General features: G+C 45.3%; 12 protein-coding genes. 5 read left to right on the forward strand and 7 right to left on the reverse strand.

What is annotated here, in order from left to right:
• Positions 1-230: 230 nt before the first annotated feature.
• The 3 genes from purE to ACEW9J_RS16075 all read left to right on the forward strand — a co-directional run bounded on the left by purE (position 231) and on the right by ACEW9J_RS16075 (position 4641).
• Entirely contained in the window at positions 231-749 is a 519-nt protein-coding gene (purE, locus tag ACEW9J_RS16065; RefSeq protein WP_373546122.1) for a 5-(carboxyamino)imidazole ribonucleotide mutase, read from the forward strand.
• A 355-nt stretch (positions 750-1104) separates the two neighbouring features.
• Positions 1105-2895, forward strand: coding sequence for an ammonium transporter (locus ACEW9J_RS16070; RefSeq protein WP_373546123.1), 1791 nt, complete (start codon positions 1105-1107; stop codon positions 2893-2895).
• 381 nt (positions 2896-3276) lie between these two features.
• The gene (locus ACEW9J_RS16075; protein WP_373546133.1) at positions 3277-4641 is read left to right on the forward strand and encodes an ammonium transporter; all 1365 of its coding nucleotides are present in this window, start codon (positions 3277-3279) and stop codon (positions 4639-4641) included.
• A 158-nt stretch (positions 4642-4799) separates the two neighbouring features.
• Here the strand turns inward: ACEW9J_RS16075 and ACEW9J_RS16080 are convergent, their stop codons facing one another.
• The 3 genes from ACEW9J_RS16080 to ACEW9J_RS16090 form a co-directional block, all read right to left on the reverse strand.
• Complete coding sequence (locus ACEW9J_RS16080) at positions 4800-5414, reverse strand: heme-copper oxidase subunit III (protein WP_373546124.1); 615 nt, start codon at positions 5412-5414, stop codon at positions 4800-4802.
• A 235-nt stretch (positions 5415-5649) separates the two neighbouring features.
• The gene (gene ctaD, locus ACEW9J_RS16085) at positions 5650-7311 is read right to left on the reverse strand and encodes a cytochrome c oxidase subunit I (RefSeq protein ID WP_373546125.1); all 1662 of its coding nucleotides are present in this window, start codon (positions 7309-7311) and stop codon (positions 5650-5652) included.
• Between the two features lie 95 nt (positions 7312-7406).
• Positions 7407-8435, reverse strand: a complete 1029-nt coding sequence (locus tag ACEW9J_RS16090; protein ID WP_373546126.1) for a cytochrome c oxidase subunit II — start codon at positions 8433-8435, stop codon at positions 7407-7409.
• A 635-nt stretch (positions 8436-9070) separates the two neighbouring features.
• Between ACEW9J_RS16090 and ACEW9J_RS16095 the strand changes: the two genes are divergently transcribed.
• Together ACEW9J_RS16095 and ACEW9J_RS16100 are read left to right on the forward strand one after the other, a co-directional pair.
• A complete protein-coding gene (locus ACEW9J_RS16095) occupies positions 9071-10021 on the forward strand; it encodes a heme A synthase (RefSeq protein WP_373546127.1) in 951 nt (316 codons plus the stop codon).
• Positions 10022-10073: 52 nt separating this feature from the next.
• Positions 10074-11018, forward strand: a complete 945-nt coding sequence (locus tag ACEW9J_RS16100; protein ID WP_373546128.1) for a heme o synthase — start codon at positions 10074-10076, stop codon at positions 11016-11018.
• A gap of 108 nt (positions 11019-11126) precedes the next feature.
• On the opposite strand, the gene ACEW9J_RS16105 is transcribed toward ACEW9J_RS16100, so the two are convergent.
• The 4 genes from ACEW9J_RS16105 to ACEW9J_RS16120 form a co-directional block, all read right to left on the reverse strand.
• Positions 11127-11339 carry an acetyltransferase gene (locus ACEW9J_RS16105; RefSeq protein ID WP_373546129.1) on the reverse strand — a complete coding sequence of 71 codons (213 nt, stop codon included), beginning with the start codon at positions 11337-11339 and terminating at the stop codon, positions 11127-11129.
• A gap of 48 nt (positions 11340-11387) precedes the next feature.
• Positions 11388-12581, reverse strand: coding sequence for a glycosyltransferase family 2 protein (locus ACEW9J_RS16110; protein WP_373546130.1), 1194 nt, complete (start codon positions 12579-12581; stop codon positions 11388-11390).
• 23 nt (positions 12582-12604) lie between these two features.
• On the reverse strand, positions 12605-13168 hold the full coding sequence (locus ACEW9J_RS16115; RefSeq protein WP_373546131.1) for a hypothetical protein: 564 nt from the start codon (positions 13166-13168) through the stop codon (positions 12605-12607).
• A gap of 194 nt (positions 13169-13362) precedes the next feature.
• The gene (locus ACEW9J_RS16120; protein WP_373546132.1) at positions 13363-13737 is read right to left on the reverse strand and encodes a photosystem I reaction center subunit IV; all 375 of its coding nucleotides are present in this window, start codon (positions 13735-13737) and stop codon (positions 13363-13365) included.
• Positions 13738-14071 lie beyond the last annotated feature (334 nt).

Below are 14071 nucleotides of genomic sequence, written 5' to 3' on the forward strand. Positions count from 1 at the left end.
AAATCCAATTTCAACAAAAAGACTAGGCTGTCTAATAGCCTAGTCTTTTTTTCTTTTAATAGACCTCCTGCGAAAGTAAAAACATCATCTTTTTTAGTATGGTTTTCGTCTATGGTTTTCCCTAAAGCCTAAAGCCTAAAGCCTGACTTTCGTAGGAAGTCTAATGATTTCGGTTCGCCAATACCATATGATGTTCATAGCTTTGAGAAACTATCCAGCAATTCCCAACTATGACATCTCCCCTGATTGGCATCATTATGGGTAGCGATTCCGACTTACCAACAATGAAAGCGGCGATCGAAATCTGCGAACAATTTGAGATTGCCCATGAAGTCGCGATCGTCTCTGCACATCGCACCCCCGAACGGATGGTTGAGTACGCCAAAACCGCCTACGAACGCGGCTTAAAAGTGATTATTGCAGGTGCGGGTGGAGCCGCTCATTTACCTGGGATGGTGGCATCCCTAACACCTTTACCCACGATCGGCGTACCCGTGCAGACTAGGGCGTTGCAAGGCGTGGATTCACTGTACTCGATCGTGCAGATGCCCGCAGGTATTCCGGTGGCGACAGTCGCGATCGGCAATGCTACAAACGCCGGATTACTAGCCGTCCAAATCCTCGCCATTCACGATCCTACTTTATCAGCCCAAGTTCAGTCTTATAGAGACAGCTTGAGAGATATGGTGCTAGCTAAACAAGATCGGTTGACAGAGATCGGATATCGCAGTTATTTGGACAAGCAGTAACTACAAGTAAGCTGCTCTCTGACTTCTCACTCAAAATGTAAGTGAGGATACATTTTTTTTAATCTAGCTTGCGTAATGTTAGATTTATTCAGATCGAGCTAGGTCAACACAATGCTTGTCAGGTCGATCGACTAGGCCGTTAAATCGCAGGTTTGCTAAAGCCCTAACTAAATAATGGGGATTTCAAACTGCCAAACATCATCTCGATTCCGCCGTGCCGACGCTCCGCGAACGATGATGGTGAATTTTTACATGTATTTACTTATAAATCAGGTAAATTGGACTGATTTACTTCTTAATCTTGGATCTAAATATCTAGATCGATATCTGTTTTCTTATTTTAGGGACATAGTTAATGACTATTAGCAGAGGTAAATTTAGAGGTCGATTCTCCGTAGGAGAGGCTACGCCAACGGTTCGTCGGGGTACCTCGTCCGATTCTGGTTTGGTGAGTAATAAAATGCTCAAATGGTTATGGAGAAATTGCTCGGATTTATTAACAAAAGTCCGAGCGACGATCGATCCCAGACAGAGCGCGTCTGGATTACAGCCTTTACCAACTCACAGCCGCAGCGGTCGCCGAATCGATAATTGGAGACGATTGGGTCAAAGGTTGCAAGATCCTGAATGGCGACGATATGGGTACGTCCTGCTATTTTCCAAGTTTGTGGCTATTTTGGTACTCGCCCTCGTGGCGATTCCGATTGTTGCTCACTTTGTCGGATCGCCTGTGCTAGCCGCAGATCCTGTCATCAAGGCAAATGATATTGTCAATCCGATCAATACTTTGTGGACATTGCTCGCAGCATTTTTGGTATTTGGGATGCAGGCGGGGTTCACGATGCTGGAGGCAGGATTCTCTCGTTCTCGCGAAACTGTCAACGTGTTGATGGAGTGTATTGTCGATACCTGCCTGTGTGGCATTTTGTTTTATGCGATCGGTTTTGCCTTTATGTTTAGCACTGGCAATGGCTTCATCGGTGGTAATTGGTTTTTCTTGCAAGGTGCGCCAGCAACTTATCAATCTACGGGTGTTGCCTTCTTAGCTTTCTGGCTATTTCAATTCGCTTTTGCTGATACCTGTTCGACGATTACTTCAGGATCGATGCTCGGTCGGACGGGATTTGTCGGCGATCTGCTCTACAGTACTGGCGTTTCTGGCTTTATTTACCCCATTATCGGACATTGGGTCTGGGGGCCAGATGGATTTCTGGTATCGATGGGTAGTGAGAATAACTTCTTACCCTTTGTGGGTACTGGTTTTCGGGACTTTGCTGGATCGGCAGTGATTCATACCGTCGGCGGGATTATCGCTCTGGCAGGCGCGATCGTCCTGGGGCCACGTCTCGGTCGGGTATTCAAGCGGGATGGTGGCGGCCCAATGCTGCCTCACGATCTGACGATCGCGGCGATTGGCGGTCTGATTTTGTGGTTTGGCTGGTATGGTTTTAACCCTGGCTCTACGCTTTCAGCGATGGATTTTCAGGGTACAGCACGAGTCGCTGCCAATACCACCCTCGCCGCCTGTGCGGGTGGGCTATCAGCCATGTTTGTCGGCTTTCCCAAGACCAAAAAATGGGATCTTAGCTATACTGTCAACGGTTTCCTGGCTGGATTGGTATCGATTACCTGTCCCTGTTACTGGGTAAATCCTACAGGTGCGATCGGTGGAGCAGTCGTGGTTTGGGGCATCGACCTATTAGAACATCTACGCATTGACGATCCGATCGGTGCTGTCCCCGTTCACGGCTTTTGTGGAATTTGGGGTACATTGGCTCTCGGATTTTTTGCAACGGGTGAATTTGGTGCCACAGGGGCATTTGCCGCCGATAATTCAGCTCCGTTGCTGGTGAAAGGACTACTCTATGGTGGTGGGATGCAGGTATTGACTGCTCAATTTGTCGGCAGTGCGATCGTGACCCTTTCGGCTTTTTCGCTTGGAATGGCTCTAATGGCTGCGGTAAATCTAACTGGTACACTCCGAGTTTCCGCAGAAGGAGAACTCGAAGGCATCGACGTTCACGAGCATGGGATGCCAGCTTATCCTGAGTATGTCATCCAACCAACTCCCTCCGCTCACTCTTCAAGCTATGGATTGGGAGGAGGCGATCGCCAATTGGGGCAGAAATTTGAGAAACCTGAGTAGACGTTGCTAAAAATAAGGGCAAGGTCTACTGCTACTCGCAAACATAGCCAAGCTTTACTTCCGATATCTACCTGAGGTAGGGGCAATTTATGAATTGCTCCTACCTTAAATTTTGAAACTGGACATACATCATAATTCACTCCTCAATATTAAAATTTTGTTGCTTTCTACGCTGTTCCGCTGCCAGCGATCGATAATACTGAAGTCTTAGCAAATGTATTTTTTTTATACAGAATTTTTGTATCTTCAAACACAAAATTGTTCCAAATTGATACATAATTATCTTTAAGTTCAAATACTCTGGCGTGTAAAGGATCGAACAAGGTGTTCAAAAAAATTCTCTTTGTAATGATGGCTGTGTGGGTGCTCAGTGTCCCACTGATGGGAAATGCTCTGGCAGATGATATTAAAACACCAGCGATGGATGTCAATGCTATCAATACTGGCGATACCGCATGGGTACTAATGTCCTCAGCATTGGTACTACTGATGACTCCAGGACTGGCATTTTTCTATGGTGGTTTAGTACGTTCTAGAAACGTCTTAAATACCATGATGATGAGCCTGGTATTGATGGCTGTTGTGGGCGTGACTTGGATCTTATGGGGCTATAGTATTGCTTTTTCGCCCGATTCAGTTGTTAAAGCGGCAGATGGCACGATTAAGGAGGTGATCGCTAACCCAATCTTTGGTAACTTAAATTGGTTTGGGTTAAATAACGTTGCATTCGATCGACCCGATCCGGTGGGCTATGCACCGACAATTCCCCACCAGTTGTATATGATTTACCAGATGATGTTTGCCATCATCACTCCAGCCTTGATTTCTGGAGCAATTGTCGAACGGATGAGCTTCAAAGCTTATTTCTGGTTTATCTTGATTTGGTCTACAATCATTTACGCCCCTCTAGCTCACATGGTTTGGGGTAAAGGTTATCTAGGTGCTACACTCGGTGCCCTAGACTTTGCTGGTGGTACGGTAGTTCATATCAGCTCTGGTGTTTCGGCTGTCGTGGCGGCTTGGATGATCGGTCCTCGTAGAACTTACCCAAATCAACCAGCAGCACCACACAATGTGCCGTATGTGCTGCTGGGAATCGGACTACTATTTTTTGGCTGGTTCGGATTCAACGGTGGGAGTGCCCTCGGTGCCAATGGTATAGCTGTTGTCGCATTTGTTACTACGGCTGTTTCTGGCTGTGCGGGCGGTTTGATGTGGATGATTTTAGAATGGGTATTACGGACTAAACCTACCGCCGTGGGGATTGCCAGTGGTTTCTTAGCTGGATTAGTTGGAATTACTCCTGCGGCTGGTTTTGTGACTCCTCTGAGTGCGATTATGATTGGCTCGATTACGGCGACTTGCTGTTTCTTTGCTGTCAGTCTGCGGGCTAAATTAAAGTTTGACGACTCTCTCGATACATTCCCCGTTCACGGTGTCGGTGGTACTGTTGGTGGCTTGCTGACTGGTGTATTTGCCTCCAAAGCTGTCAATGCTGCTGGTGCTGATGGTTTGATTGTCAGTGGCGATCCTGCTCTATTGGGCAAACAGATTGTGGCGACGATTATTACTTATGCGATCGCTGCTGCTGGTACATTTATTATTATCAAGGTGTTGAGTTTGGTAATGGAGCTACGGGTTAAACCTGAATCCGAATATCAAGGCTTAGATATCGCCGAGCATGGTGAAGAAGGGTATGGCGAAGAATTTGCTTCTGGTTTGAGCTTTGCTGAGAAGGAAGGCTAGGCTAATTAGGCTTTAGGCTTTAGGTTTTAGGCTTTAGGCTTTAGGCAAAATACTGGTTTAGAAATAAGTTTAGATTATTAAAATAAAAAGTCGTAGGTCTAGATTGACCTACGACTTTTTAGCGATCGACAAATGGATTGTCGGGTGAGTATTGACGATCAAATTAGATATAACAGAATAAATAAAATAATCCAAATCACATCAACAAAGTGCCAATAAATCTCGGCGGCTTCGACACCGAAATGATTATTTGTACCGTAATGTTCGGATTTGAGCGATCGCCATAATACGGATAAAATTAACAATACACCGACAGTGACGTGCAAGCCGTGGAATCCTGTCAAGACATAGAAAGTACTCGCAAATAAATTGGTACGGAGTCCAAATTCTAAGTGACTGTACTCATACAACTGTCCGCCCAAGAACAGAATCCCCATCAGGGCAGTAATCCCAAACCACAGTTGCAAACCCTTAACATCATTCTTTTTAATCGCAGTATCAGCTTGATGGATCACCAAGCTACTGGCAATCAGCACGACAGTATTTATTCCAGGTAGCAGGAGTTCGAGCTTGGGTGTACCTGCTGGCGGCCACTCGGGTGCCATCGAGCGAAATGCGAAGTAGGCAACAAACAATCCGAGGAAAATCATCCCTTCAGCCACGAGAAACACGATTAAACCAAAGATCCGAAAATCTGGATGTGCTTCATGATGGCTCTCATGGGTATCACTCTCAATATTGATTTGCGTCTGGTCGGAAATAGATCCTTGCATAGATATTAAGGTTTAGGATAGAAAATCCCCTCCTCTGCACAGGCAGACACTTCGCAAACGGAGCGACAAGTGCTTTACTTGGGGAAACCCAAAGTAAAGCACTTTTTCAAGAGAGGGGTGCCCACAGGGTGGGGTGGGTAGTCCGTAAATGGGTAGGCGTAGGGTGTGTTACGCTTGCGCGAATGCGGAGCGTAACCCACCAGCTCGAGCATAATTGGCACTGCTGCTATCGCAACTAGCCCGAAGTCGTAAATACCTTGGCTGGCTCTTCAACTTCCTCAGTATCACCATAATCATAAGGACCAGTCGTCAACACTGGTAAAACCTCAAAATTCTCGATTTGTGGGGGTGAAGTAGTTTGCCAATCAAGAGTCAACGCATTCCAAGGATTACTCCCTGCTGGCTTGCCCTTGTAAGCGCAGTAAATCACATTCACTATGAAGGGGAGAGTCGAAATCGCCAGCACATAGCTACCATAGGTGATAAATTGATTCAAACCTTGGAATTCTGGTGCATACATCGCAACCCGACGCGGCATACCTTGCAATCCCAATATGTGCATGGGGAGGAAAGTTGCGTTAAAACCGACATAAGTTAGCACGAAGTGGATCTTGCCCCAAGTGTCGTCGATGTGTCTTCCGGTTACTTTAGGGAACCAATGATAGACACCCGTAAAAATCCCAAAGACGCTTCCACCAAACAGTACATAGTGCAAGTGGGCGACCACAAAGTAAGTATCGTGAACATGGATATCAAAAGGCACCGCCGCCAACATGACTCCAGTAATCCCACCGATGACGAAGGTAGAGATAAAACCCATCGCAAATAACATCGGCGTATTGAGATTGATTTTCCCGCCCCACATCGTCGCCAACCAACCAAAGATTTTAATCCCCGTGGGTACGGCAATTACCATCGTGGCGATCATAAAGAACATCCGCAACCAGGGTGGTGTACCGCTGGTAAACATATGGTGCGCCCAGACAATCAAGCCTAAGAAGCTGATTACCATACTAGAATACGCGATCGCACCGTAACCAAAAATCGGTTTGCGACAATGAACGGGAATCACCTCAGAAATCACCCCAAAGAAGGGCAATACCATGATGTACACCGCAGGGTGAGAGTAGAACCAGAACATGTGCTGATAAACTACTGGTTCGCCGCCGCCAACCGGATTAAAAAAGGCTGTGCCAGCAATCAAGTCAAAGGAGAGTAAAATCAGTGCCCCAGCTAGAACTGGAGTCGCAATTAACATCAATAATGAAGTTGCCAACATCGCCCAACAAAATAAGGGCATCTGCATCATGGACATACTCGGAATCCGCATCTTGATAATTGTGGTAAAGAAATTAATCCCTCCCAAAATCGAAGAAGTTCCAAGTAGTAATAGCGTCATAATCCAGATCCCTTCACCGACTTTACCTGTAAGTAAACTCAGTGGTGGATAGGAAGTCCAACCAGCTTGGGCAGGGCCTAAAAAGAAGCTAAGAATTAGTAATAATCCTGTCGGTGGAATAATCCAAAATGCCACAGCATTGAGCTTGGGAAACGCCATATCTCGCGCCCCAATCATCAGGGGCAGGAGATAATTTGCAAAGGCTCCCGTTCCGGCTGGTACGATCCACAGGAAGATCATGATCGTCCCGTGCATAGTGAACATACTATTGTAAGTAGCAGGATCGACCAAATCGGGATCGGGAGTTGCTAGTTCTGTCCGAATTCCTTCAGCTAATAAACCACCAATGATATAGAAGATAAACCCAGTCACAAAGTACTGGATGCCAATCACTTTGTGATCGGTACTAAATGTAAAATAATCTTGCCATCTGCGCGGATTATGAACGACATCATCCTCGGCTGAGGCTTGAGTAGGAATTGATAATTCTGCTGTCATCTTTTAGGGATTAGGTGTTAGGTATTAGGTGTTAGGTGTTAGGTGTTAGGTATTAGGTATTAGGTATTAGATTTGGAGGTTGGATTTTGTTTTGCTTAGGAGTTGCCGCTGGTTGCAGGTAGGCCGGACATATTCATCGACTCATGCTGGTGAAGGTGCTTGAGCATCTCTGGTTGAATACCCATTTCTTTGGCATAGGGAGCCAAATAATTTCCGGTAGACAGGTTGGCAGGGTTCATCGCAATTGTTTGTTTGACTACTTCTGCTTGAGCTTGGGCAGATTCTTGCTGACTGGCAATCCAGGTAGCGTAATCTTCGGGAGTATGGACAACCATTTGAGTCACCATCGAACCATGATAGCCACCACAGAGTTCGGCACAGCGCAGAGGATAAGTACCTACTTTATTACTGGTAAATCTGAGTTGGGTAGGAGTACCTGGAATCACGTCCTGTTTGAGTCGCAGTTGCGGAATCCAGACAGCATGGATCACATCTTGAGCGTTCATGTTGAGTTGAACTTCTTTGCCAACCGGAATATGTAGTTCTGCCGAAGTTACATTCGCATCAGGATAGGTAAAAATCCAGGCATACTGTAGCCCTAATACGTTGACACTGACATCGGCTGATTTACCTTGATTGGCTGGAGAGGCACCGACACCCAATGCCATCAGGGTGCTAGAGTTGGGCATTCCGTCTAGAGTTGCCGCCATCGCACTGCCTTTACCTGCGGGCATTCCGTGCATCGCGTGCATGTCATTTGCGGCAGGATCGAAACCACCCATTTCGTTGTAGATTTCAAAACTATAGATCGAAATCCATAGTACTACAGCAGCCGGAATCGCCGTCCATAATATTTCCAATGGTACATTACCCTCGATCGCAGCACCATCGCCGAGTTCGCCAGGTTTGCGCCGAAATTTAATCGCACAGTAGACAATTATGCCTTGAACTAATAAAAATAGTCCGACCGAAATAGTCATCATGGCATTGAATAAGCCGTCGATGTGTGCGGCTTCTTCGGAAGCAGCAACAGGCATCAGTCCGTGATTTTGTCCGTACCAGAGGCTAACTAAGGTTAGTCCTATACCCAGCAGGAGCGTAATAATTGAGTTAGGAATATTCATCGGGTATTGGCAGAATGGAACAGAGTTGATGAAACCAAGAGTAAGACTCGCTCTATCGTTTAAAAATCGAGTTTCGATTTTGATAGGGGTAATAATATAGCTCGGCTGGCTGGCATTCCGTAAATCAAAGCATGGCTTTGAGGGCTAGATTTAGGGGTATTTTACACTGATAAATTTAGTTAAAAAGTTTAGATAATAGCAATATGAGGATTGACATAGTGTTAACTGTCATCTCTACTAAGGTACCGTAACAGATCGATCCGATTGATACTTGTTTGCATTTCTTCAGATTTTCTTTGGGATCTATTCCAAGCATAATTAAGCAACTTAATCCTTGGTGGGTATACAGCACTGTGCCTAAGAGTTTGCATTATTGCGATCGCTAATTCTGAGAACTTCTCAATTATGTCAAGATTTCGATACATTTAAATTTTTAAGGTTTTCTTTGGGATCTAAAATAATCGCGGCTCTAACATAGATAGCGTAAGAGTTGGCACGATCTAATAGTAACGGGATATCGATCGAAACCCCGATTGTGCCGATCGTGGTCACTAGGTATTAATGCTAGTTTGAGAATGATTGAGCTAGCATAGCTAAAAAATCTAACCAAGCAAACTAACTCAGCGATCGATACCATGTCAAACTCTGCATTCATCCCTCAATACCCTTCTGATAAAGATAAATATCGGCACGATCGAGGAAGTATTATCATTCGAGATCGGATTCGTCGATCGATCTGGAAAATCGCTGTTGCAACATTATTATTAATGGCGATAGGTAGTGCCACCAGAGTGATGAATGCTGGTTTGGCTTGTCCCGATTGGCCGCTCTGTTACGGACAATTGGTACCTACCCAGCAGATGAATCTTCAGGTATTTCTAGAGTGGTTTCATCGCTTGGATGCCGCACTGATTGGGTTGAGTACTCTGGGCTTAGTTAGCTCCGCTTGGTGGTTGCGTCGCCAACTTCCGAGCTGGCTCCCGTGGGCGACAACCTTTGCGATGAGTCTGATTTTGGTTCAGGGAGCTTTAGGGGCATTCACTGTCACCGAACTACTCCGCTTTGACATCGTTACCGCACATCTAGGCACAGCACTACTATTCTTTATTACCTTACTGACGATCGGTACCTGCTTACTCCCAATCGCCCAGTCACCCAACCCAGTCACCCAGTTACCATACTGGCTCCCACTCACTGCGGCGATTTGTGTTTACACTCAGAGTATTCTCGGTGGTTTGGTTGGCTCTAGATGGGCACTGCATCAATGTTTTGGCAACTCCGAATGCACTGTGATGAATAGTCACATCATTGGGGTAGTTCCAGCCACACTAAGCTGTCTGGCGGTAATCATTACGATCTGGCGCAACCCAAATTTACCCAAATATTTGTATAATCTAGCTGCTCTGACTGGAGGATTGTTAGTCTCTCAAGTATTACTAGGTACTGCGACTTTCAAACTACATCTTCAAGTTGAAACTTTGACAGTTGCCCATCAATCGATCGGTGCGATTCTACTGGGTACATTAGTTATAATTACAGTATGGTCTTGGCGACTAAAAAATTTAAAACTTTCTAATCAAGCTTAGATAAGATCCGATTATTACTGCCGCTGCGTTTAAACATCCCCACTCCCTATATATGCAAGAGACTCTCGATCGATCCGTCGATACCAAACACCAAACCTTCCTTCAAGTTATTCAGAGTTACTACCAACTCACAAAGCCAAGAATTATTCCCTTACTCTCGATTACGACTGCGGCAGCGATGTGGATGGCTTCTGATGGGGCAACCGATCCAGTCTTATTTTTAGTGACAGTAATTGGTGGAATGCTTGCCGCAGCTTCAGCCCAAACGATGAATTGTATTTACGATCGAGATATCGATTATGCCATGGAACGGACCCGCAATCGTCCTATTCCTTCAGGTAGAGTCAAACCCTTTCATGCGGGGGTTTTTGCGGCAGTTCTGGCGGGATTATCCTTTGCGATCTTGGTAGTTTTTACCAATCTTTTGGCTGCCTTATTAGCGATGGCTGGCATTGCTTTCTACATGGGAATTTATACCCATCTACTCAAACGCCATACGCCGCAAAATATCGTCATTGGTGGAGCCGCTGGCGCAATACCCGCGCTAGTTGGTTGGGCAGCAGTAAATAATAATTTGAGTATCGAAGCTTGGATCTTATTTGCGATCGTCTTTGTCTGGACACCACCGCATTTCTGGGCATTATCACTAATGCTCAAAGATGACTATGCTAAAGTTGGGGTGCCGATGTTACCTGTGGTTGTCGGCGAAGCTGCTACGGCTAAACAAATTTGGATTTATACCCTATTGCTGATTCCAACTACGCTGCTACTGATGTATCCATTGGGTGGAGCTGGCATAGTTTATGGGATCTCAGCAGTAGGATTGGGTGGGATCTTTGTATATGAGGCTTGGAAGTTGTTACAAGCTCCTACTGACAAGACTGTAGCTAAATCAATGTTTAAGTATTCAATCTTGTATATGATGTTGCTGTGTACATCGATTGTCATTGATAGTTTACCGCAGACTCAAGCGGCGATCGACATGCTGTTGAAATGATTAATTAGTGTGACTAGTTATAAAATAATAAACCCAGTGGAATCAACAAATTTTACTGGGTTTATTATTAGTATATAGAGGACATAGATTAAAGATCGATCGATTAATCTAAGTTCTATAGTTGGGATCGATCCAGCAGCGGGGTAGATCTTCGCCTGATGCGAACGTTAGCTCCTGCTTGCTAAAAGGCTGTGGATCTTGCTCTTCCTCACCTTCTTGGATTCTACCTTCAATCTCGTTTTTGAGTGGATTAAACAGAATTTCCAGATCTTTATCTTTAATCTCGATTAGCGTTTCAGAACCTTTACTTTGAAGAAACATTTTTACCTCAACTATTAATTATTCTAACAAAGGATTGACTAGGTATTTCTAGCGATGAAATGAGAGTTGGCTGTGTGCGATCCTTAGAGATCTAGATTGTCGTAATTCCATAATCGCCGTCTTAACATCAATTAGCTGCCAACGAATTGGACAAGTTTTTTGCTGATATTGTGTGACTTTCTCAAATAGTCTGCCAAATGTTTGAGAGAGTAACAACTCATCGAGTAACCAATCATCGCAAACACCTAATTTGTTGGCTAGTGGCTTGATTTCTTGAAAGGAAAGCTGATGACCGTGTAATGCCCTTTGCCAAGCTAATCGGAGCTTGCGGCGCGATCGAAACCGCGAGATGACTACATCGGCTGGCTCCACTTTCAGAGCTGAATCAGCAGACATTTCCGTCCATTTTGTTAATTGATTTGCCAGACCGACAGGGGAACGCCCCGATGCTCTAGCAGAAGTAGTTACCTGGACGCGGAGACTGTGACGGAACCGCGCATTGACTCGCAGTAGAGATTGATAAAACGCTTCATCCTCAGGGGTGCGGACTGGCGGTATCCCACCAGCTTTGGCATACATCTCGGCTGTAACAGCTAGACTAGCACCATAGTGCTGGTAATGGCGAGGGAGAGGATCGTAGGGATCGGGGTCGATATAACACTCCATCTCAGCCACTAGAAAACGATAGCCAACCTCCTGTAAAAAGAAAGTCCTCGCCTGTGGTGAGAGCGCATGACGGCTTTGTCGGTCGGTCAAAATCCGCCCGCCGACAGCATCGATCCCACTCGCAATCTCCGCGATGGTTGCCGAGATCCAGGTAGTTGCAACCTTGGTATCACCATCTGTCGAAGCAATAATACCTCGGCTCCGTCCCAAACTCATCAGGCGACCGTACGCTTCATCCATCAAAAGCTTGCGGACATAGCCAATGTACGCTCGATCGAGGGGTAAGGTAATCTCAGCAACATGGATTGCTAAAAGTGGATGCGCTCTAGCAAATTGACGGGCGATCTGAGCCGACTCGTCAGTACAATTATTTGCCAAGATAATTATCTCGTAGCGCAGTGGAGATAAAGGCTGACCATTTAAACCAGTTTGATGAGCCAGTGCTGCGAGAGTTGCGGCTAAGGTCTGCGCCTCATCCTTGACAGGAACGATAACACTAACTTCACACTGCTTTAATGGTGGGGTAGAAATCAGTGGCTGGTGGAGATTTCTATCCCTAACAGATTGGATAATCATGTTTTGTGAATAGCATCAATGGGTTAGCTGTTCTTGCGAGTACTACGTTCGAGATCTTCAGTTTGCTGTTGTACCTTCTCTTTCAGATCGCCAACTGCTGACTTGACATCTTCTGTAAATGATTTAGTATTTTCTTTGAGATTTCCAAATCCTCTCTCAGTACCCTTGGCAACTCCGTCGGCGGTTTCTTTAGCCGATCGACTCACATCTTTAGATAGATCCTCAGCTCTTTCTGGGAGTCCTTTTTTATCTAGTTGCTTACCGATTTCTTTGAATGGATTTGTATCTTTTTTAACTAGATCGTCAGTTTTCTTTATCAGGCGATCTGCTTTAGCCTCTACTTTAGAGATATCTACTCTAGGATCGACATCACTATAGTTATTCATCCCACCTTGAGGCGGCGTCAGGGGTTTGTACAACTCCGTTAACTTACCCGCTGATGGATTATCTACATCTACTTTTTCGATTTTAGCAGTCTGATTTGAACCGCCACAGGCAGTAACTGTAACTAGTAAGGCAACAGCCAAAAAAGTTACTACTGTTTTGTAAAGCGATTTAAAGTCAAAACGCGGAAGTATAGTTTTCATTAATTTAATTAATTCAGCCCTTAGTTGCTAAATCCATATTCAGTACATTATGAATTATACCTAGATCGACTTCTAACCCATAGATCCTAAAGACAGACTACTGACTCTACCAAAAGATAGATCTTCGATAAAAATAGACAGGAGCAATTTATCATTACCCCTGTCTATTTTTAATATAAATATTTGAACTGCTGCTATCTAGCTTCTGTTCCTTGGTTAGGAGAACCTTCAACGGTAGTAGTATCTACTGATGGTGCTTCAGCTCCAGCACCTGGACGAACGTCTGCTTTCATGTCACCTTGCCCAGTGCGGCGGGTGGCTGGCTCGATCGTCGTCTGCTTACCACCGGATGGTGTCGTCGCTTGAGGTTTTTTGGGTGCAGCGGCTGTTTCTTTTAGCTCGTGCAATCCGAAGTTATTGGTATTGACACCTGCATAGTTTACTTTGTCAAACCGGACGATGGCGGGATATTTAATTCCGCTCTTGTCAACAGCGACAATAGTGCCTTCTTCCTGAAACCAGTAAGATTCCGCTCGAAGTATCCGAACTTTAGAACCACGTTCGATCATGAGATTGTCCTCGTTAGTAGTTGGCTCAATTTCTTTGGCTTTTGAGCTTTATTAACATTATCAAGCCGATCGGTGTCGAGCACCTATAAAAAGATACATAAACTTAACTTAGAGGATGTTTGAGTTGTTGCGTAGTCCCTTTACCCCACCCCAGCCCTCGCCTTATAGAACCCATTCGGGATCTTCTAGTGACAAGTTGAGCGGTAAACGTAGAGAATTTGCGGGTTGCGAATTTTTCTAGTGTGGGCAGAACCCGGATCTGGGGGTCGGTACCCCCAGACCCCCCGTTGAGAGGCGGAACGCTCTCTTGATTCGCTGTCTTGTCGTTTTTTTA

The sequence above is a fragment of the Chamaesiphon sp. genome (assembly GCF_041737865.1).
In the GTDB taxonomy this organism is placed as follows: domain Bacteria; phylum Cyanobacteriota; class Cyanobacteriia; order Cyanobacteriales; family Chamaesiphonaceae; genus Chamaesiphon.

What these genes read in the sequence shown, in the direction of transcription:
- purE (WP_373546122.1), top strand. Translation starts at nt 231, where the DNA reads ATGACATCTCCCCTGATTGGCATCATTATGGGTAGCGATTCCGACTTA.
- ACEW9J_RS16070 (WP_373546123.1), top strand. Translation starts at nt 1,105, where the DNA reads ATGACTATTAGCAGAGGTAAATTTAGAGGTCGATTCTCCGTAGGAGAG.
- ACEW9J_RS16075 (WP_373546133.1), top strand. Translation starts at nt 3,277, where the DNA reads ATGGGAAATGCTCTGGCAGATGATATTAAAACACCAGCGATGGATGTC.
- ACEW9J_RS16080 (WP_373546124.1), bottom strand. Translation starts at nt 5,414, where the DNA reads ATGCAAGGATCTATTTCCGACCAGACGCAAATCAATATTGAGAGTGAT.
- ctaD (WP_373546125.1), bottom strand. Translation starts at nt 7,311, where the DNA reads ATGACAGCAGAATTATCAATTCCTACTCAAGCCTCAGCCGAGGATGAT.
- ACEW9J_RS16090 (WP_373546126.1), bottom strand. Translation starts at nt 8,435, where the DNA reads ATGAATATTCCTAACTCAATTATTACGCTCCTGCTGGGTATAGGACTA.
- ACEW9J_RS16095 (WP_373546127.1), top strand. Translation starts at nt 9,071, where the DNA reads ATGTCAAACTCTGCATTCATCCCTCAATACCCTTCTGATAAAGATAAA.
- ACEW9J_RS16100 (WP_373546128.1), top strand. Translation starts at nt 10,074, where the DNA reads ATGCAAGAGACTCTCGATCGATCCGTCGATACCAAACACCAAACCTTC.
- ACEW9J_RS16105 (WP_373546129.1), bottom strand. Translation starts at nt 11,339, where the DNA reads ATGTTTCTTCAAAGTAAAGGTTCTGAAACGCTAATCGAGATTAAAGAT.
- ACEW9J_RS16110 (WP_373546130.1), bottom strand. Translation starts at nt 12,581, where the DNA reads ATGATTATCCAATCTGTTAGGGATAGAAATCTCCACCAGCCACTGATT.
- ACEW9J_RS16115 (WP_373546131.1), bottom strand. Translation starts at nt 13,168, where the DNA reads ATGAAAACTATACTTCCGCGTTTTGACTTTAAATCGCTTTACAAAACA.
- ACEW9J_RS16120 (WP_373546132.1), bottom strand. Translation starts at nt 13,737, where the DNA reads ATGATCGAACGTGGTTCTAAAGTTCGGATACTTCGAGCGGAATCTTAC.